General features: G+C 58.9%; 19 protein-coding genes. 7 read left to right on the top strand and 12 right to left on the bottom strand.

What is annotated here, in order from left to right; genetic code table 11:
* Positions 1–91: 91 nt before the first annotated feature.
* From HGT1_RS10115 to HGT1_RS10090, 6 genes are all read right to left on the bottom strand, one after another.
* Positions 92–535 (bottom strand): nuclear transport factor 2 family protein, encoded by a 444-nt coding sequence (locus tag HGT1_RS10115; protein WP_176249826.1) that lies wholly within the window; start codon positions 533–535, stop codon positions 92–94.
* Complete coding sequence (locus tag HGT1_RS10110; RefSeq protein WP_176249825.1) at positions 532–2229, bottom strand: dihydroxy-acid dehydratase; 1698 nt, start codon at positions 2227–2229, stop codon at positions 532–534. The genes HGT1_RS10115 and HGT1_RS10110 overlap by 4 nt, the downstream gene beginning before the upstream one ends.
* Positions 2226–3518, bottom strand: a complete 1293-nt coding sequence (locus HGT1_RS10105) for a TRAP transporter large permease (protein ID WP_176249824.1) — start codon at positions 3516–3518, stop codon at positions 2226–2228. Before HGT1_RS10105 ends, HGT1_RS10110 begins: the two co-directional genes overlap by 4 nt.
* Entirely contained in the window at positions 3515–4099 is a 585-nt protein-coding gene (locus HGT1_RS10100) for a TRAP transporter small permease (protein WP_176249823.1), read from the bottom strand. Before HGT1_RS10100 ends, HGT1_RS10105 begins: the two co-directional genes overlap by 4 nt.
* Positions 4083–5090 carry a TRAP transporter substrate-binding protein gene (locus HGT1_RS10095; RefSeq protein ID WP_176249822.1) on the bottom strand — a complete coding sequence of 336 codons (1008 nt, stop codon included), beginning with the start codon at positions 5088–5090 and terminating at the stop codon, positions 4083–4085. The genes HGT1_RS10100 and HGT1_RS10095 overlap by 17 nt, the downstream gene beginning before the upstream one ends.
* Before the next feature lie 537 nt (positions 5091–5627).
* Positions 5628–6218 carry a rhodanese-like domain-containing protein gene (locus HGT1_RS10090; RefSeq protein WP_176249821.1) on the bottom strand — a complete coding sequence of 197 codons (591 nt, stop codon included), beginning with the start codon at positions 6216–6218 and terminating at the stop codon, positions 5628–5630.
* Positions 6219–6689: 471 nt separating this feature from the next.
* Between HGT1_RS10090 and HGT1_RS10085 the strand changes: the two genes are divergently transcribed.
* Complete coding sequence (locus HGT1_RS10085; RefSeq protein ID WP_176249820.1) at positions 6690–7280, top strand: hypothetical protein; 591 nt, start codon at positions 6690–6692, stop codon at positions 7278–7280.
* Positions 7281–7453: 173 nt separating this feature from the next.
* Here HGT1_RS10085 and HGT1_RS10080 read toward each other — a convergent pair whose 3' ends face one another.
* Positions 7454–8662 (bottom strand): CynX/NimT family MFS transporter, encoded by a 1209-nt coding sequence (locus HGT1_RS10080; protein WP_176249819.1) that lies wholly within the window; start codon positions 8660–8662, stop codon positions 7454–7456.
* A 208-nt stretch (positions 8663–8870) separates the two neighbouring features.
* Here HGT1_RS10080 and HGT1_RS10075 point away from each other — a divergent pair, with 208 nt between their 5' ends.
* Positions 8871–9224 carry a response regulator transcription factor gene (locus HGT1_RS10075; RefSeq protein ID WP_255200163.1) on the top strand — a complete coding sequence of 118 codons (354 nt, stop codon included), beginning with the start codon at positions 8871–8873 and terminating at the stop codon, positions 9222–9224.
* Between the two features lie 207 nt (positions 9225–9431).
* Here HGT1_RS10075 and HGT1_RS10070 read toward each other — a convergent pair whose 3' ends face one another.
* Entirely contained in the window at positions 9432–9875 is a 444-nt protein-coding gene (locus HGT1_RS10070) for a helix-turn-helix domain-containing protein (RefSeq protein WP_176249818.1), read from the bottom strand.
* A 181-nt stretch (positions 9876–10056) separates the two neighbouring features.
* Between HGT1_RS10070 and HGT1_RS10065 the strand changes: the two genes are divergently transcribed.
* On the top strand, positions 10057–11475 hold the full coding sequence (locus tag HGT1_RS10065; RefSeq protein ID WP_176249817.1) for an MATE family efflux transporter: 1419 nt from the start codon (positions 10057–10059) through the stop codon (positions 11473–11475).
* A gap of 274 nt (positions 11476–11749) precedes the next feature.
* Here HGT1_RS10065 and HGT1_RS10060 read toward each other — a convergent pair whose 3' ends face one another.
* The 3 genes from HGT1_RS10060 to HGT1_RS10050 all read right to left on the bottom strand — a co-directional run bounded on the left by HGT1_RS10060 (position 11750) and on the right by HGT1_RS10050 (position 14408).
* Positions 11750–12634: a nickel/cobalt transporter gene (locus HGT1_RS10060; RefSeq protein WP_176249816.1), complete on the bottom strand. Its 885-nt coding sequence runs from the start codon at positions 12632–12634 to the stop codon at positions 11750–11752.
* Positions 12619–13269: a DUF1007 family protein gene (locus HGT1_RS10055; RefSeq protein WP_176249815.1), complete on the bottom strand. Its 651-nt coding sequence runs from the start codon at positions 13267–13269 to the stop codon at positions 12619–12621. Before HGT1_RS10055 ends, HGT1_RS10060 begins: the two co-directional genes overlap by 16 nt.
* A gap of 188 nt (positions 13270–13457) precedes the next feature.
* The gene (locus HGT1_RS10050) at positions 13458–14408 is read right to left on the bottom strand and encodes a LysR family transcriptional regulator (RefSeq protein WP_176249814.1); all 951 of its coding nucleotides are present in this window, start codon (positions 14406–14408) and stop codon (positions 13458–13460) included.
* Positions 14409–14498: 90 nt separating this feature from the next.
* Between HGT1_RS10050 and HGT1_RS10045 the strand changes: the two genes are divergently transcribed.
* From HGT1_RS10045 to HGT1_RS10030, 4 genes are read left to right on the top strand one after another with little or no spacing between them, the layout of a single operon-like run.
* Positions 14499–15458: a TAXI family TRAP transporter solute-binding subunit gene (locus HGT1_RS10045; RefSeq protein WP_176249813.1), complete on the top strand. Its 960-nt coding sequence runs from the start codon at positions 14499–14501 to the stop codon at positions 15456–15458.
* Between the two features lies 1 nt (position 15459).
* Positions 15460–17319 carry a TRAP transporter fused permease subunit gene (locus HGT1_RS10040; RefSeq protein WP_176249812.1) on the top strand — a complete coding sequence of 620 codons (1860 nt, stop codon included), beginning with the start codon at positions 15460–15462 and terminating at the stop codon, positions 17317–17319.
* Positions 17316–18614: an acyclic terpene utilization AtuA family protein gene (locus HGT1_RS10035; RefSeq protein ID WP_176249811.1), complete on the top strand. Its 1299-nt coding sequence runs from the start codon at positions 17316–17318 to the stop codon at positions 18612–18614. The genes HGT1_RS10040 and HGT1_RS10035 overlap by 4 nt, the downstream gene beginning before the upstream one ends.
* Positions 18601–18912, top strand: a complete 312-nt coding sequence (locus HGT1_RS10030) for a hypothetical protein (protein WP_176249810.1) — start codon at positions 18601–18603, stop codon at positions 18910–18912. Before HGT1_RS10035 ends, HGT1_RS10030 begins: the two co-directional genes overlap by 14 nt.
* 119 nt (positions 18913–19031) lie before the next feature.
* Here the strand turns inward: HGT1_RS10030 and HGT1_RS18230 are convergent.
* The coding region (locus tag HGT1_RS18230; protein WP_217902982.1) for a hypothetical protein at positions 19032–19218 on the bottom strand (187 nt) is incomplete at its 5' end.

The following is a 19218-nucleotide window of genomic DNA, read 5'->3' as shown; positions in this document are numbered from 1 at the left end:
CCCGCAAACGCTCGTTTTGAACGAGGGAGCCTTGGGGGGGGGCAGGTCACTGGCTATGCAGGCTTGCCCCCGTGCCGTTCGTCGCGTTGGGCTAGTCGAGATTGAAGAGCGTCTTGAAGCGATCAAGGTTCTCTGTTGACGGGCGCATTGGGTCGTAGCCCGGTTCCGGGTGTGGCTGCACAACGTCCCAGTGCTCCGCCATCTGGCCCTTGTCGTTGAAGCGCACGAAATCGGCGAAGATGTGCGTTGCGCTGATCTTGTGAAGGATCACCATATCGCCCGCCGAGAATATCTGTACCGGTCGCCACTCCTTGCGGCCCTCGCGGCGGTAGGCGATCTTTTCGATGTATTCCCGCACCCCCGCGCGTCCCTGTCCGATGCCGGGCGTATGCTGGATGTAATCTTCTGCCACCAGTGTATCGAGCAGCGAAAGGTCGTCGCCATGCATGCAATCGTTCATGAAACGCAGCAGAGTTTTCTCGTTTTCGGTCAAGTCATTGCGCGTTCTGGGATCGTAAGGGTTTGGTTCGGTCAATCTAAGTCTCCACTTGTGTCAACGGCTCCGGAATGTGTCACCGCGCCGCGCTCGGCACCTTGGACCGACGCGGCGTATTTCTCCAACAGCCCGCCTTGGCGCGGCAGTGCCGGAATCCCCCGCGCCTTTGCGCGATCTTCAAGGATAGCCGGATCAACCTCAAGCGTAATGCTGGCCACTTCCGGTCTTGCGTCGATGGTGATGAAATCGCCGTCTTCGACCAAAGAGATGGGCCCGCCGACGGCCGATTCAGGCGACGCGTAGCCGATGGACATGCCGCGCGAGGCACCCGAGAACCGGCCATCCGTAAGCAACGCGGTTTTCGCGCCCATGCCCTGTCCATAAAGAAGAGCCGTGAGCCCCAGCATCTCCTTCATGCCAGGCGCGCCCTTGGGTCCTTCGCCCCGCACCACGAGGACGTCACCCTCAACGTAGGCGCGCGTTTCCACCGCTTTCTGAGCAGCCTCTTCGCCATCAAACACGCGCGCAGGTCCCCGAAAACTGAGATCAGTCAGGCCCGCCACCTTGAGAAGCGCACCTTTGGGGCAGAGGTTGCCAGTCAACACCACGATGCCGCCGGTGGGCGCAATCGGTGCGGATAGGCTTCGGACAACGTCGCCATCGGGTGAGGCGGCATCGGCGACGGCCTCTGCAAGCGTTTGTCCGGTGATGGTCAAGGCCGACCCGTCAACATATCCGCCCGCGATCAGTTCCTTGAGGATGACAGGTGTGCCACCAATGGCCTGAACATGTGCGGCTAGGTATTTTCCGCCCGGGCTGAGATTCCCGATCAACGGGGTGCGCTGGAAAACCTTTGCCGCATCTTCGATTCCGAAATCGATCCCAGCCTCGTGCGCAATGGCAGCGATGTGAAGTGCTGCGTTGGTCGACCCACCCGTCGCCGCGACGATGGCGCAGGCGTTCTCGATCGCTTTGCGGGTGACAAGGTCGCGCGGCAGCGGTCCGTCCCCATCGATGGCGGCGACCACCGCACGGGCGGCAAAATGCATCAGTTGTTCGCGCATCGGATCACCGGCAGGGACCATGGACACGCCGACCGGTGACAGCCCGAGCGCCTCTGAAACCATCCCCATCGTGTTCGCGGTGAACTGCCCCGCACAAGCGCCGGGGCCGGTGATAGAGTGGCGCTGGTAATCCTCAAGCTCTTCGCGGTCCGCATCGCCCGCGATCATCCGTCCGATGGTCTCGAATGCATCCAGCACGGAGACCTCCTTCCCCCGCACAACACCCGGCAATGTCGCACCACCGTGCAAAAACACACCCGGTGCGTTCACCCTGACCATGCCCATCATCATGCCCGGCAGGTTCTTGTCGCATGCGCCGATGGCGATCAGCCCGTCCCAGCAATGCGCGCGCATCGTCGCCTCAATGCTGTCAGCGATCAGTTCCCGCGAAATCAGCGAGAACCGCATCCCCGGATGCGCCATCGTCAACCCGTCAGAGACGGAAACCACCGGCGTCTCGTGCGGATAGCCGCCTGCCTGCCGCACGCCTTCGGCAGCATGGGCCGCCTGCGCGCCAAGGTTCATGTTGCAGGGGCTCATACCGCCCCCGGTGTGGGCCACGGCGATCTGCGGCTTTGCGATGTCGTCGTCGCTCATCCCCATACCGTAAAGAAACGCCTTGGAATTCTCGCGCATCAGCGTCGAGTATATGGTCGGAAATCGTCTCATTGCATCGTCCTCGGCAGCCAAAGAACCAGTACAGGGAAGGCGACAAGCAGTATCAGACGCAGGACGTCTGCACAGACGAACGGCAGCACCCCACGAAAGATCGTTGGCAGGGAAATATCGCGCGCAATCGAGTTGATGACGAAGACGTTCATTCCCACAGGCGGCGTGATCAGCCCCAGCTCCACGGTCATCACGATAATCACCCCGAACCAGATCGGATCGAAGCCGAGCTGCGTCACGATCGGAAAGACGATAGGGACGAGCAGAATGATCATCGCCATTGCGTCAAGGATGCAGCCCATGATCACGAAAAAAAGAAGGATCAGCGCCAGCGTCCCATAGGCCCCAAGATCGAGTTCCACGAGCCAGGCGGTGATCTTCTGCGGGCTTTGGGTGATGGCGAGGAAATAGCCAAACAGGATCGCTCCGATCAGGATCGTATAGATCGCAACAGATGTCCGAAGCGCCTCGATCAGACTGTCGAGCAAGAGCCGTGCCGTAAGCCGCCCGCGCAATATGCCGATCAGCGCGGTCAGGAACGACCCCACCGCCGCCGCCTCCGTTGCGGTGGTAAAGCCGAAATAGATCGAACCGATGATGAGCAGGAAAAGCAACATCACCGCCCAAACCCCCGAAAGGGAGCGCACAGCCTGACCTAGGTTGAATTTCTCTCCGGCAGGTAGACGTTTGCCATAGGCAAAGCGGACGGCAAGCATATACATCAGGATGGCGATGATGCCCGGCACGATGCCAGCAATAAACAGCACGCCCACATCCTGTTCAGTGATATAGCCATAAACGGCAAGCACGACCGAAGGCGGGATCAGGATGCCAAGTGTGCCCCCCGCCGCGATAACGCCAGTCGACACTTCGTCCGGATAGCCCGCCTCTTTCATCTCTGGCAAGGCGATCTTTGTCATCGTGGCAGCGGTGGCAACCGACGACCCGCAGATGGCCGCGAACCCCGCGCAAGCACCGATGGTGGACATCGCCATGCCGCCTTTCATGAAGCCGAACCAGTGACGACCCGTGCGGAAAAGTTCGCGCGACATGCCGGAGTTGGTCGCAAGCACGCCCATCAGTACGAAAAACGGGATCAGCGTCAGGTTGAAATCGGTCACTGTGCGTATCGGCGATTGTGCCAGCAGATTAAGGGCAGGTTTCCAACCAGTCACCGCCGCGAAGCCGCCGACGCCGACAAGGCCCATTGCGATACCGATCGGGACGCGCAGGATCATCATCGCGAACAACGCGACAAATCCCAATATAGCGATCAGATCACCGCTCATGTTTCGTCTTTCACTTCAATGCTTTCGTAAGGGTCAAGAGATCCGCGGCCCGTCACGATGAGGATGAGCCGCGCGAGGATCGCAGGTAGGCTGACAGCGACACCGAGCCAGATCAGCCCCATCATCGGCCAGGCGGGCAAGCGCAGGTCCATGGTGGTTTCGTTGCTGATGGCAGCATTGGATACGCGGCCGAACATCTTCCAGGCCAGCAGTCCGGTAAAGATCAGCAGCAGGGTCCAAGCGAATGCGTCGATCCAGCGGCGTGGTCCGGGCGACAGGCGCTCTACTAGAATATCGACTTTGATATGTGAGCCCCGGAAGCCGACGCTGGCGAACCCCCACATGATAGCCGCCCCCAGCAAAAGGCGCGACATATCAAAGGCGTCAGGCAACGGGTAAGCGAACAGATACCGCCCCGTCGCAGAGGCAACGACCAGAAGTGTGACCAGCCCCATGATGCAGCCTGCCACGATCTCAATTCCGTGCGATATCCGCTCGAGCACGTGCTGCAGCCGCAACACGGGAGAACGGTTGGGCGGCCGTGGTGCCGCCCAACCTTTTGAGTCAGTATCGGGCGTCATGACGCTCGAGCGCTTCGACATAGCCGTCGTAGAGGGCCTGCGCGTCATCGCCGGCTTCTTCTTTCCATTGATCGATCAGCGGTGCCGCAGCGTCACGCCACATCTGCACCTCATCTTCTGTCGGCGCGTAGAGCGTGTGCTCACTGCTATCTACCATCTTCTGACGACCCGATGCTTCGTTCTCGGCCCAGCCCTCCGAGAAGCGGCGCGACCATTTCGGGGTGCAGTGATCATCCAGGATCGCCTTCAGATCATCGGGCATCCCGTTATAGCTGTCCTTGTTGATCAAAAGAAGCTGTGCCGAGATGTAGAACGGCATGTCGAGATGATACGGCGTCTCGCTGTCGATCCCGAAGATATAGACGGAATTCCAAGGGAAGGTGATCGCGTCCGCTGTGCCATTGGCGATTGCTTCGCGCGCCTCGGGGGCAGGTACCTGAACGGGGCCACCACCAAGCGAGCTGACAAAGCGCGACATGGTCGCGTGCGCAGGACGGACGTTCAGACCTTTGATATCTGCCGGCACTTTGATCTGGGTTTTGGAATGGAATGTTCCCGGATCGTGCGGGTTGGCAAGGCAGAACTTGACATCCGACATCTCGGTTTCTGCAATCGGGGCGTACCATTCATGCAATGCCTGTGCCCCGCCTGTGGCGTTGGAGGCGTGGAACGGAATTTCGACCAGGCTGTATTTCGGGAAACGCCCGGCTTGGTAGCCAGGGTTCGTGTATGTGATGTCGGCGATGCCGTCGCGCGCCATGTCGTAGTGGTCGGGCGCTGCGCCAAGCTGTTGCGCCGGAAAGATCGTCACGGCGATCCGCCCGTCAGAAGCTTCCGTCAGCGATTTCACCCAAGGCTCGATCCCGAGCGTCTGAATGGGGTGCGTTGGTGGCACCCAATGCGACAGCCGGAGCGTCACTTCCTGAGCCCAGGCCGCACCAGATGTCAGTGCTGCGATCATTGATCCAGCCACCATCATGTTGATTTTCATTATCTTCCTCCCGTCTTAAATAGTCCGACTCGAACCGGCCGGATTGTCGTCGGAGCATGGCTTATGAGATTTGATACCGCAAGTCTGTTGAAAGGTTCGGACGATATGACAGCGACGTCGATGAGCGTCACATCGGACGGAAAGAACCGGAGTTGGACGGAACGAACGGGATTTTTGCCCGGAATGGTGACGTTGTCGGCGGCCTGTCGCAGGTCGCGATCAGCGATGATCTGGCTCTGAACTCGGGGCGCAGAACGCGAGTCTGATAAAGTTACCAGACGTTGAACCTCTAAGGTGTCACAAGGCACTTCAGCGGGATGACGAACGTACATTTCATGGCCTAAAGCCTGATCGATGTGCAAAGATCTGGCTGCTATATCCAGTGAAGATATCAGCGCTGTTCAAAACACACGAGCCTATAGAAAACCTACAGTGCCTCTAATCGTCTACAGCCCCAGATATTCTGCACCACTGACCATCGCCTGCTTTCGAGATGCCGCAGCGATTGCATTCGCAATGGATGGCCGATCTGGCTCGTTATTCGCCACCAATTACGGTCAAGCCAAGCAGACGCCAGGTTTGCATGCCTCCGCGATAATAGAAAATGCGGTTTGCCGGGTAGCCAGCCTTGATCATATTGCGGATCGCCGCGGGCGACTGGCCGCACCAGACCCCGTTGCAAAACAGCGCTACGGGCTTTGCCGCCGCACAGTCCCAGCCTTCAAAATCCGGCTCGCAGCCCAACTGCGCAAGCTCATCCACGACATAGGTGTAAGGAATGTTTATCGCGCCGGGTATCGTGCCGCCCTCGAACCAGTCACGCGTGCGGCTGTCCACCACCACGGCGTCGGGGTCCTTGAGCATCTCGATCAGTTCCAGTTCGCCGATCGTGGTGACCCCTTCCGCAGGGCTGTGCGGTTGAATGCAAAAATCAGGGCAGGGGCGGGATGTCAGCGCCCATTCACCGCTCAATTGGTTTTCGGTGTCCTGGATCCGGTCGATCTCCACCATCCCGTTCGCCGTCGGCACGGTGACCGAAGGCATGTCCTTGGTGATACCCACTTCATTTCCCGCCATCGCCGCCCCGGCGATGAATGTCAGGGCGATTGTCCATGCGAGATTTTTCATGATTTGGTCCTCCAGATTACATCGGCGGTCTGAGGCAAAGCTTAGCCCCTGTATGGCGCTCCGTCATCAAAATTTACCCGATTTCAAGACGGCCCACCGTCATGACAAAGGTTTTGGTCGTCCTGCGACGGTGAGCCTCCATGAGGTGTTCTGGAGGAATTCAGCCTCGTGTGGTGTCGTTTCGGACCGCGACTGGCGTCTCAAAATACTGAAAGCGCGGCGTGCTGCCAAAAGTCTCGCGATGCGAGCCTAAGGTCTGGTCGATCGCAATACAGCACTGGGCGGGAAGCTCTCAATCGTTGCAAATTGCACCAATGCCTGCTAAGCGAAAGTTAATATCTTTGGATGCCTGAAATCCAGATTGGCTAGTGTCGATACCACTTCCAGAATTTGATAAAAATTTAAAATGAAGCAAGATTTATTCATGTTCAGTGCGGCATCCGTCGCTGAGAAGAAAGATTTATTGTCGAAATGTCAGATCTGGATGCGATGGATGGCCTGACGTTTGCAACTGACCGAAATGGCATCATCCGAGACATCGGAGCAACCAACTGGAATGCGTTTGCAGTCCAGAACGGTGCGCCGGAAATCGCAGCAGAAGCGATTTTGGGTAGCAGCCTGTTTGACTTCATTGGCGGTACACAGGTTCAAGATCAGTTGCGGCGTGTGATGGAGAGAATAGCGCTGGACCCCAACTGGTCTTGGGTGCTGCCTATTCGCTGTGACAGCCCGGACCGAAAGCGCAAGATCCGTCAAAGTCTTAGGCCAATTTTCTCAGATGATGTGTGCACGGGATTTATCTTTCAATCCGTTGAGCAGTATTCTCAGCAGCGGCCTCCAATAGGCCTATTTGATTTCAAGAGACTCCGAGAACTGGCGAAAGATGATAACCACCTACCGACCGCCATGATGTGCAGTTGGTGCCAAAGAGTCCAATCCCCCACGGTCCGCGAGGATCAATGGATGTCGGCTGAAGACTACTACGTTGGGTGCGGAAAGAGCGAAGTGCGCATCAGCCATGCCATCTGCGAAGATTGTTTTGAAGGCATGCTCAAACCTTAATGACGTAAGAAGGCCATCTACGCATAGCTTTTCTTGCGTTTGGGCACCCGCAGTAATGCCTCCCCCCCGGGTATTGCCTCAGTGTCAGGGCAAGCAAAACCTCCGCGCAGAACCCGCAACGCATAGTAACACAGCCGGAACTATCGGCCCTGCGCCACCAAGCTGTGGGGCCATCAAACCGCCTTGGCCTTGGCGTCGTGATGGGCGGCACTAGCTGACACCCGTCCTGATAGCCAATGATAAAGGGGCAGAAGGCCGACGGTGATGGCCAAGAGCACGGCTGCGAAGTGGAACGTCGCAGTAAGGCTTGCCCATTCGGAAACGAGGCCCGCGATCATCGGCCCTGCGGCAATACAAGCGTAATAGACGGTAAAGAAGACCCCCATGCCCACAGCGCGCGCCGCAGGCGGGAGGATCAAGGACGGCAAACTGACCATCGCGCCCACGGCCACCCCCGAAGAAAGTCCGATCGCGATGACGCAAAGGACCGAGGTCTCGATGAAAGCGCCAAGCACGATAAAAAACGCAAAGCTCAGGTTACCGATCGCGATAATCAGCAGTCTGCGCCCGCTGCGGTCCGCCAGATACCCGCCAATCGGGCCCATGATCGCAAGACACCAAAGCACGAGCGATGTCACGGAGCCCGCCTCGGCAAGGCCCATGCCCCGGCTGACGAACAATTGCGGGCCAAAGCTGAACACAATGGCCAATGCCGCGTTGTAGATCCCCCAGATCGCACCCGCGGTCAGCACCACCCAAAAAAGGGCACCCTGCACTTTGGCAGACGATGCCACACCGGGGCGCGGGGCATCCTGGGGCGCGCGATAGATCAGCAAAAGGCCAAAGAAGGCCACGATGATCAGCCCCATGATGACACCCATAGCCAGCGTCAATCCCCCGGCCAGCGCAACAATCGGCAGGCCGATCAAGGCAACCGCGATCCCGACTGGCCATGAATTCACGAATACGGCCATGGCGAAACTAATCTCGCGCCCCGCGAACCAGTCGGCGACCATCTTGGTCAGAAGCACGTTCAGAATGACGCCACCAACGCCCGAGACAAGGCGTCCGTAAAGCTGCATGGACCAACCGCCTGACAGGGACATCATGGCCCCACCGATCAGCATGAGGGCTAGCCCCGCGAGAACGACCTGCTTCTCACCGAAATGTCGGCCCAGTGCCCCGCCGGGGGCCGCGATGAAGATACCGGGGGCGAAATACAGACCAATCAGGACGCCGACATCGGCGAGGCTGACGGCAAAGGCATCTTCAATGACCGGGGACAATGCCGCGACCATCTGAAACTGGATCGCCATCGTCATGCGCACCAGAAACAAGAGAGCCAATATGCGCCACCGTTGCGGGAAAGTTTGCTGCGGCATGTGAAGTTGCTCCGATTGGGTTTCTGACGACGAGGTTCCAATACAATATACTTGTTCACGGGCCGTAGGTATCGGCCTAACGCATCATTGTTCCTGCACCATTTGCTGGACGGTGCCTCATGCAAATGCTGTATTGGCAAGATAAAGAGCTTCAAGCAGGATGGTCCAGGCAAGCGATTTTCGAGGCCAGACAATGGACAAGGAACGATTGAGCGCACGGGAAACCGAAATCGCGCGCGCCTATGCAAACGGCGGCACCTACCACCGGATTGCGGAGCAGCTAGGCATAGCGCCCTCCACCGTGCGGACCCATCTTTCGTCAATATATCGGAAGCTGGAAATCTCGTCGAAGCTGGAACTTTTCAAGGTACTCGAAGGCGACGCCATCGGACCAAGAGACGAAACCGATCAAGCCGCAATCATCTCGGAGCTTGCGCTGAGCCTCGAAGAGTCCCTCAGTCGCGAACAGGCGCTCGGCGAGGTTCTTGGTATCATCAGCCGGTCGGAGGGCCGGATCGACGACGTGATCAAAGCGCCATCGCCATCGAAAATGCCAGAATGATAAGTGCGCTGCGCTCTACCATAGCACGTTAAGCACAATTTGCGCTTTGCCAGATCCAATCGATCTTCAATGATGCCCATTGGTATCTGGCAGGGTGTTCCGCAGCGCGGCAATCTTTACCGGTATGCTGTGCCTCGGTGTCAAAGCCCACTTTGCAAAGGCTGCATCGCGGCACCCCGATCGCCATGGGCGGAAGCCTTGGGCCGCCTATTCCGGTCTCAGAGCCATCACGGTCCGGTGGGTAATTTCCTCGCCGGTATTCGCATCCGTGAGCACGGGCGCGATGGGGGTCCCGGTCTTGCGAGAGACTAAAGTGACGGAGGATTCCACGGGCGGGGGCACGTGTTCGTTGGCCCATTCGATCACGGACACCAGAACAGGGTAGAGCGCCTTGCCGCGCTCGGTCAGCCGGTATTCGTGGCGAACCGGACGCTCTTGATAGGGCTCGCGGCGAAGCACGCCAGCCGCCTCCAGCTTGCGCAGACGGTCAGCCAGAACGTGGCGTGTGATGCCCAGCCGCTCTTGTATCTGTTCGAACCTGCGGATGCCCAGAAAGCAATCGCGCAGCACAAGCATGGTCCAGCGGTCGCCGATCACGGACAGGCCGCGGGCGACGGGACAGGCTTCGTTCTGAAGGTCGTTCCATTTCATCTTAACATTATAGCAGCAATTGACAGGTTCCGAAAAGGAACTTATGCCTAGTGCGTTCCGAAAAAGAACGGACTAGGCAAGTTTCATTTAGGGGAGGGGCAGGGATGAATGCGACTAGGATTGCCGCGATTGGGCTAAGGGTCTGCAATTCCCCCAACAACCTTGGCCGCGGGGCAATCTGATGGCTGTCTCGAGCCCCGTCTCCGACGCGCATCCGCCCGCCGATGCGGCAGGGCGTGCGCGGGCGTCCCGCACCCGCCTGCTGCTCGAAGCTCCCGTCGCACCGACACTCGCGAGGCTGGCTGCGCCAAACGTGATCGCGATGTTCGTGCAGGCCGCGCAAGGCATCGCCGAGGCCTATTTCGCCAGCCTGATCGGTGTCACGGCCCTCGCAGGGCTGGCATTGGTGTTTCCACTGGTGATGCTGACACAGATGCTATCGGCAGGTGCGATTGGCGGGGCGATTTCAGCTTCAGTCGCTCGGGCGCTCGGGGCCACGGACATCGCGCGGGCGGCCACGCTGGCCGTGGCCGCCTGGATCATCGCAGGCGGGCTCGCCCTCGTGATGGCGGTGTTGGTCACACTGTTCGGGGCGCGCTTTTTCGGCCTGCTCGGGGGCGGGTCCGAGGCCGTCGCGGCCGCCACGACATATGCGTTGGTCTTCTTCCCCGGATGCGCTGCGATCTGGCTCTGCAATGCCTCGCTCAGCGTGATCCGCGGCACGGGCGACATGCGGGTACCCGCACTTGTCTTGCTCAGTGTCTCACTGATGTCGATCCCCTTGTCGGGTGGATTTGCCTTTGGGTGGGGGCCGTTGCCTGCGCTCGGCATGGCCGGGCTGGCGCTTGGCCCGATCTCGGCCTTCGCGCTCGGCGGCAGTGCCGCAATAGGCTATATCGCCTTCGGCCGAGCCGGCCTGGTCTTCAAAGGGGCGATCGGACGCCTTAACGCTGGCATGTTTCGCGACATCCTGAAGGTGGGGGCGCTTGCGTCGATCATTACCGTGCTGACGACCACGACGATCATCATGATGACGGGTCTGGTTGGGCGCTTCGGGGAAGGGGCGCTGGCTGGCTACGGCCTTGGCGCACGGCTGGAGTTCATGATGATCCCGGTGATTTTCGGCATCGGTGCGGCGATGACGGCGATGGTTGGCGCGAACATTGGTGCAGGTCGGACCGACCGCGCTCTGCAAGTGGCCTGGACCGGTTCCTGCGCGGCGGCCGGGATTGTCGGCGGGATCGGTTTGTTGTTGGCTGTCTTTCCGGACCTCTGGCTTGGCTTGTTCTTGGAGCCCTCGAACGCCGCCGCGCTTGACGCCGGGCGCAGCTATTTCCGTTTTGTAGGCCCCTTTTACGGTTTATTCGGGCTGGGCCTCGGGCTCTATTTCGCCTCCCAGGGGGCCGGTCGGATGGTATGGCCGGTGATCAGCAGCCTCGGCCGCATGGCTGTTGCGCTTGTCGGTGGGCTGATCCTCACGACATACACGGAAATGGGTGTGAACGGCGTCTTCGCGGCCATCGGTGCTGCCATGCTGGTTTACGGCGGAATCATTGCCCTTGCTGTCCGGTTCGGTGGTTGGAGCAAGGCAAGGCCATGACGGCAATTTCATCTTGAGGATTTCACTTGGGGGCAGAGGTTCGTCCCCAGGGGCATGATGGTCGGAGAGGGGAAGAACTGGCTGCGATCCGTTCGTCGCGGAGGTTCTAGAGGTGAGACCAACGCAGGTCATGAGCAAGGTGCGCAGCAGAACTCAAAAACAGGACGATCAGGTGATCCATGAGTTTGTTGCCAAACCGATGATCAAAGTCTTTGGCAAAACCGAGACGGTTCAACATTGACGAAACGGTTTGGCCAGAGTGGAACAGCGCGTGTCAAAGCGCCCTCAGCAGCAATCCAGCCGCAAGCAGAGCCACAAAGCTGCCGGTGGCGATTTCGATCACTGCGGCCAGTCCCGCCGCCCGTGGAGAGTTGGCAAACCCGGCCAATACGCCATTGCGCAGCACGCCCGCGCCGATGCCAACGGCAATCGTGATGACCGCCGTGCCAAACGCCATTGCAAAGGCACCGGCGATACCGATTTCGGCAATCCCCATCTGCCACGTGATGATCAAGACGAACAATGCGCCGGTGCAAGGACGCACCGCGATGCTTGAGATCAGAACAAGCGCCTCACGCAGGGTCACGGCCTGTTCGACTTCGGCAATGGTCGGCCCGTGCGCATGGCCGCAGCTTGGGCAGATATCGTCGTTATGATGGTGATGGGCTGCGGGCCTGAAATATCGCATGCCGCGCCACACCAACCACAGGCCGATCAACCCGATCGCGGCATAGCTGGCCGGGGCCATGATGGCCTCGGTCATGCCGACCATCGCCTCGCGACCCAGTTTAAGCAAAGTCACACCGGCATAGACCAGCGCCACCGCCGTAACGGCCTGCCCCAACGAGGAGGCCAGCGCAATCACCGCCAGCCGCAGCATCGGCACACTCTTTGCCATACCATAGCCGCCGATCAGCACCTTGCCATGTCCAGGGCCTGCGGCATGCACCACGCCATAGGCAAAACACGCAGACAGCAACGCGGCAATCGCCCCGGGCTGACCGCCACGCGCGGCACGCAATGCGGTGGCAATGGTATTCTGAAACTCGCGCTGCTGGCTTGCGGCCCAATAGGCAACGCGGTCAAAGCCGCCGGTCCACCACAGCGCCAACAGCGCGATGATCACGGTCAGTGCCGCCAGCGTCAGAGCGCGGCGCATGTGATGCTCACGGTCGTTGCCATTTGCGCGCCGATTTCCGGCAGTCCGGCATCCGACGGATTCATATCGGGGTCCAGCATAGAAAGTTCTTGTTGCAGCGCGACCACCCCGGCGTTCACATCCGGTGCTGTCTGCGTGATATCGCAGGTGCTTTCACCAATCAGGGTGACGGGTCGGGTCACTTCGTAGGCGGTGTAATAGGTCGGATCGTAGGCCTTGATGATCCCTGTTTCACCTGCTGGAATGGGTGCTTCAAGCGTCCGCAAATGCGTTGTGATGATGCGGCCAGCCTCAAATTTCGTCGCCACTTCCGTCGGCCCCGAAAGCGGAACACCCTTATCGCCAGCGGCGATCACAAGGTCGCCATTGAACCCTTCGATCCACTGCATGTCGAACCCATTCAGTTTGCCGATTTCGTCTGCGGTCAGTATCCCGTCGCCATCCGGGTCCAGCGCCATGTCTTCAGTGATCAAAAGCGAATAAAGCTCGTCATATTCCCAAGTTGTTCTCACGTGGGTCAACTGCCCTGAATCGTCAACGATCAGTTCAAACCCTGTATCAATGAAGACATGAGGATGGGCTGCCAGGGAAGTGGCAAGGGCACTACAAAGCAAGGGAGCAAGAAATCTGAGCATGATTTTTGATTATCTCTGCTCGAAGTTTAATGCAACTGGCCGTGGTTTGCTTAAGCAATTGTCGGCCAAGAGGAAAACGGGCCCGTGGTTCCTTTTTGGCTTTGTGACGCCACGAACAACAAACGGCCCTAAGATATGGCGAGCGATAACAGCAAGAGAGCAAGGAGCCATCCGGTGTCGCGAAAGTGTCAGTGATTGCCAGATCGTCTTGCCCGAATGCCGACGGGCGAGTGTTTGGATTTGACGGGCGTTTCCGACAGAACCTCCAGAAAAGCACTGGCTGCGGGAGAGAGAGATCGACCGGTTTGACGCACCAGACCGATGCGCCGTCTGGCACCGAATCCGATGATGGATCGCTGGACAAGGCGTTCAGTCGGCAACACCGGCAGTGTCAGTTCCGGCAAGGCCGTAATGCCCAGTCCCTCGGCCACCAAGGCACCTGCGGTCGCCAGATGCGCGACCTCAAAGCGGGGGGAAAGCGGGCGGTTCAACCGCAGGCATGCGCCGTCCAGCAATTCACGCACGGACGTGCCTTGGGCCATTGCGATGAACGGCATCTCGACCAGCTCTGACCAATCATAGGGCCGGTCTTCCTCAAGCGGCCCGTCGGGTGCCCCGATTGCAACAAACGCATCATCCATCACCGGTTGAAACGCCAGACGCGACCGCGTTGAAAGAGTCCCCGCAGTAAATCCGATTTCCGCACGCCCCGTTTCAATCACCTCGATCACGCTTTCTGATAGCGCGTCGATGATTTTCAGGTCGATGTCCGGGTACTTGGATGTAAAACGACGAAGGATCTGGGGCAAAAACGCCGCCGTGACAGACGGTAGCCCCGCAATGGTTAGCTGTCCGTGGCGCGCAGAGAGATGAGCGTCGAACTCTGCATGGGCATCCTGGGCGGTGTTAACCATACGCGCCGCGATCCGGGCAAGCACAGTGCCGCTTGCTGTCAGTTTGACGTTGCGCGTGTCCCGGTCAAAAAGCCGCGTTCCAAGCTGATCTTCGAGCGCGGAAATCTGGCGGGAAAGCGCAGAGGGGGATATGCGCAAAGCCTCGGCGGCGGCGCGGAATGATCCGGCTTCTTGCAGTGTCAGTACCGCGGTGTAATCAGACAGGGACATATTGTTGCGATTCATGCATCAATTATCCCAAAATCAACTATTTTCGCAACAGGTAATCCATTGCATCATCACCCGGCCCCGATAGGGCATCCAAGGGAGGAAATCATGAAACATACATTCGCCGCGCTTTTGGGCGCAACTTTGCTTGCATCGCCACTGGCTGCGCAGGAAACCGACCTACTGATAGGGTCGACCTCGGCATCGTCCAGCCATTACGGCTATTTCGTTGCCGTAGGACAATTGATCAACGAAAACACCGAAGGGCTCAAAGCCTCTGTGGTCGAGACAGGCGCGACGTTGGACAACATCCGCCGCATGAGCCGCGGACAGATCGACCTTGGTCTGGTGACAACAAATGCCGTCCAGCACGCCGTGTCGGGGACCAACGCGTTTGAGGGCGATGCGCAAGACCTGCGTCTGCTGTGGGTGTATACCAACGCGCCACAAAACGTCGTTGTTCGCGCTGATGCTGATGTGGACAGTCTTGAGGGGCTGGCGGGAAAACGATTCAATCCTGGCATCAAGGGCGGTTCTACCGAAGCCACGACCGAAGCCGTGTTCAAAACTCTTGGCCTGAGCGCCGATTACGTGCGCGGGTCGACAACCGATATCGTGGGCGCAATCAAGGACAATCGCCTTGTGGGCTATGTCAAATCCGGCTCGGGCATCAAGCTTGACGGGTCCACGATGGATATCGCGGTTTCGACAGATATTTCGGTTCTCGGGCTAAGCCCCGAACAGGCCGAAACCCTGCGCACAGACATGCCAGACATTTCCGTCGTGGAAATTCCAGCAGGTGCTGCTGATGGTATCCCCGCTTACAGCACCTGGGCCTTTGGGGTTGGTGTTGCGGCACCGGCATCCATGGACGATGAAACGGCTTACCAAATCGTTTCTGCCATCATGGCTGACGAAACGGCACAGGCCAATGCGATGGCCTCGCTCAAGGGTGTCAACTTGGCGCAGATGACTTTGGACTATGGCACCGTACCACTGCATCCCGGAGCCGCGCGCTGGTTCGAGGAACAGGGCATGGAAATCCCGGCCAAGCTGAAGGCCGAGTAAGATGACCCTTGCGAATATCCAAAAAGCGCTTGCCATATTGGTAGGAGCCTTCGTTTTCTACACAGCGGCAAGCGGCCCTTTCGAAGGGCTGATCCAGCGCGCGGTTTTCCTTGCGCTTGTATCCACTTTGGGTTTCGCACTCTACCCGTTGGGCGCCGGCACCCGCTGGCGTCCGATGGGTGTCGCAATTGATCTTGCGCTTTGCGCCCTTGTCCTGATCGCTTGCGGCTATGTTGTCTGGAACTACGACGAAATAATGACATCCCTGCCGTGGGCCACAACCTTGGACAAAGCGCTGACCGTAGGGCTTGTACTGGCGGTTCTGGAGCTTGGGCGGCGCACCGTCGGGTTGATCTTTCCGGTCCTTGTTATGGTGGGGCTTGGTTATGCCCTATTCGGAAACCTGCTGCCCGGAGCCTTGCGCCATCGCGGTTTCGACACGGCCTTTGTGACCGAAACGATCTTTCTGGGGGATCTCGGGATTTGGGGCATGCTAACGGGCGTCGCAGCCACGGTCATCGCGGCTTTTGTCTTGTTTGGCGCGCTGTTGCTGCACACTGGCGGTGGGCAGGCGTTCATGGACCTTGCGATGCGCCTTGGCGGTCGCCAGCCTGGTGGCGCGGCCAAAATCGCAACGATTGCGAGTGGATTGTTCGGGATGATCTCTGGCTCCGCTGTGGCAAACGTTGCGACGACGGGTAACTTTACCATCCCGATGATGATCCGGCTGGGTTATCCGCGCCCCTTCGCCGCAGCGGTTGAGGCCGTGGCATCGACAGGGGGCCAAATTGCGCCGCCAATCATGGGGGCTGCCGCCTTCGTCATGGCCGAAATTCTGGGCCTGCCATATACCACGATTATCCTCGGGGCGATCATTCCTGCGATCCTGTTCTATGCCTCTGTCTTCGTTACCGTTCATTTTGTCGCTCTGCGCCGCGGTCTTGCGGTTGTCCCAGAGGACGAGCTGCCTGCATGGGCAACAATCGTGTCACCGCGTCGCGTCGCACCGATCCTTTGTGCGCTTGGCGGGCTGGGCATCGGCATCTGGCTTGGCCGCTCTATTGCTACGGCTGCATTTTACGGCGTCATCGGTCTGCTGATCGCATTTGTTGTGACCGAAGCCGGCAGGCTATCCCCGCGTGAGATGATCGCAAAGGTCATCAACGGATTGGAAGATGCGGGAAAAGGCATGGTCATCATCGGCGTGCTGTTGGCGGGCGCGCAGGTGCTGGTGTCGATGATCAATCTGACGGGCATCGGCGTCACGTTGTCCTCCCTGATTGTGTCGATGGCCGGTGACAGCGTGCCAATGGTTGCGGTCATCGTGGGCTTTGTCTGCCTGATCATGGGGATGGGTCTGCCGACGACCGCCGCCTATGTTCTGGTTGCCGCCGTGCTGGCACCCGCAATGACAGCTGTGGGGGTTGACCCCTTGGCCGCCCATCTTTTCGTGTTCTATTTTGCCACCATCTCTGTGATCACGCCGCCCGTCTGCGTGGCGGTCTTTGTGGGGGCCGGCATAGCAAACACGAACTGGCTGCCTGCCGCCGGGCAAGCCGTTCGTCTTGGTGCCGTGACCTATCTCGTGCCCTTCTTGCTGCTGCTTTTTCCGGGCATGTTGCTGCAAGGGGGCCCGGTGGCGATCGCCGAAGCGATCTTGGCAGGGGCGGTGCTTGTGATTGCGGTGCCGACATTGCTGACAGGGTCGCCGCTTGTCGGTAACCGGCTGATTGACACGGCTTTGCTGATTGCGGTGATCCTTCTTGCGATCTGGCCCCACCCAATCACGCCAATCATTGCATTCGCTGTGTATTTCGGCGCGCGCAAGCTGGGCCAACGGTCCAAGGAGGTCTTGGCATGAAACCGTTCAGAATTGGCTGTGGCGCGGGATTTCAAGGGGACCGGATCGAACCGGCTACCGACCTTGCCAATCGCGGGGCGCTGGATGTTCTGGTCTTCGAATGTCTGGCAGAACGCACCATCGCATTGGCGCAAAAGGCACGGCTTGACGATCCCAACGGGGGGTATGATCCCCTGCTTGAACGCCGCCTTCGCGCGACCCTACCGGGCTGTGCAAAACACGGCACAAAGATTATCACGAACATGGGGGCAGCCAACCCGCGTGCAGCAGCGAAAAAAGCGCGCGCCATCGTGGCTGACCTTGGCTTGTCGTTGAAAGTCGCGACGGTGACGGGGGACGATGTCTCTGACCGGATCGCGGATTTCATTCTTGACGAAACCCATCAGCCCGCCTCGGCCCTAGGGCAACGCATGGTTTCGGCAAACGCCTATATCGGCATTTCCGGCATCGTCGAAGCGCTTTCGCAGGGTGCTGACATCGTCATATGCGGCCGTGCGTCTGATCCTGCGCTGTTTCTGGCGCCGTTGGTGCATCACTTTGGCTGGGCCATGGACGACTACGAAAAGCTCGGCCGCGGTACATTGATCGGACACCTCCTTGAGTGTTCAGCGCAAATTACAGGCGGGTATTTTGCCGATCCGGGCGTCAAGGATGTGCCTGACATCGCCAATATCGGCTTTCCCTTTGCCGAGGTGACGGCAGACGGTAATGCCGTTGTGACCAAGCTTGAGAACACCGGCGGAACTGTCACACCGGCCACGTGTACCGAACAGCTACTTTACGAAATCCATGATCCCGCACGCTACCTGCAGCCGGACGTTGTGGCCGATTTCTCAAAGGTCACCTTCGAAGCCATTGGCACGAACCGCGTGGCTGTCCGCGGTGCAGCCGGACATCCTCCGACCGGACAGCTCAAGGTTTCGGTGGCTTACCGGGATGGCTGGCAGGGAGAGGGGCAAATATCCTACATGGGTATCAACGCCCGCGCCCGTGCCGAACTGGCCAGATCAATTCTGGACCAACGGCTTGATGCTCCTGATATCCAAGAGCGGCTGGGTCATCTGATCGGAAGCGACGATCATACACGTCTGCGCTACACCGCACGCTGCACCAGCGCCGCCACAGCCCGTCTGATCGGCGAAGAAGTGGAATCGCTTTACCTATGCGGCCCCGCAGCAGGGGGTGGCGTTTCAAAATCAGTGCGGGAAATCATTGCCATTGCCTCGACATTGATGCCTTCAGATAGCGTCTTGTTGCGCTCTGACCTTTTGGGAGTGAACGATGAAGCTGCATGATCTGGCGCACGGCCGAACCGGAGATAAAGGCGATACTTCGAACATATCCATTATCGCTTACCGCGCAGAGGATTTTGATCGTCTGCTTGCCGATGTCACAGCCGACCGTGTCGCCGCGCACCTGAACCAGCCAGCCAGCGCCGTGACGCGCTATGTACTGCCTCAGCTTTGTGCGATGAACTTTGTCCTTGCAGGGGCGCTCAAAGGCGGGGTGACAAGATCCTTGGCACTGGACGCCCATGGCAAATGTCTTTCCTCAATCCTGCTTGAAATGCCGCTGACGCCCGATCATTCGTAAGCGGCCGGCACTGAAATATTGCCCAACTGCCGATCCAGTCTGTCAACCCACCTTGCGGACACATCAATGATGAACAGGTCAGTTTTCAAAACCTACGACAGCCTCAATCGCGTGGCAGGCTAATCCGTTAGATTGAGGTTTCGTGCGGCTTGGCCAATGGCTTCCAATGCATCCAACGACGGGCTTGCTGCACATACACGGGTTATTTCAGCAAAGAACTCTGAATCCGGCCCTGAAGTGGAAAGCGAATAAGGCTTGGATAGATCGAACCCCATTAGGTCCTTATGTTGGATGTCACTTAAAACT

It is taken from the genome of Sulfitobacter sp. HGT1, assembly GCF_013282155.1.
In the GTDB taxonomy this organism is placed as follows: Bacteria; Pseudomonadota; Alphaproteobacteria; order Rhodobacterales; family Rhodobacteraceae; genus Sulfitobacter.
The sequence above is the reverse complement of the archived record's forward strand: the minus strand, read 5'-3'. Positions and strand labels throughout refer to the sequence as shown.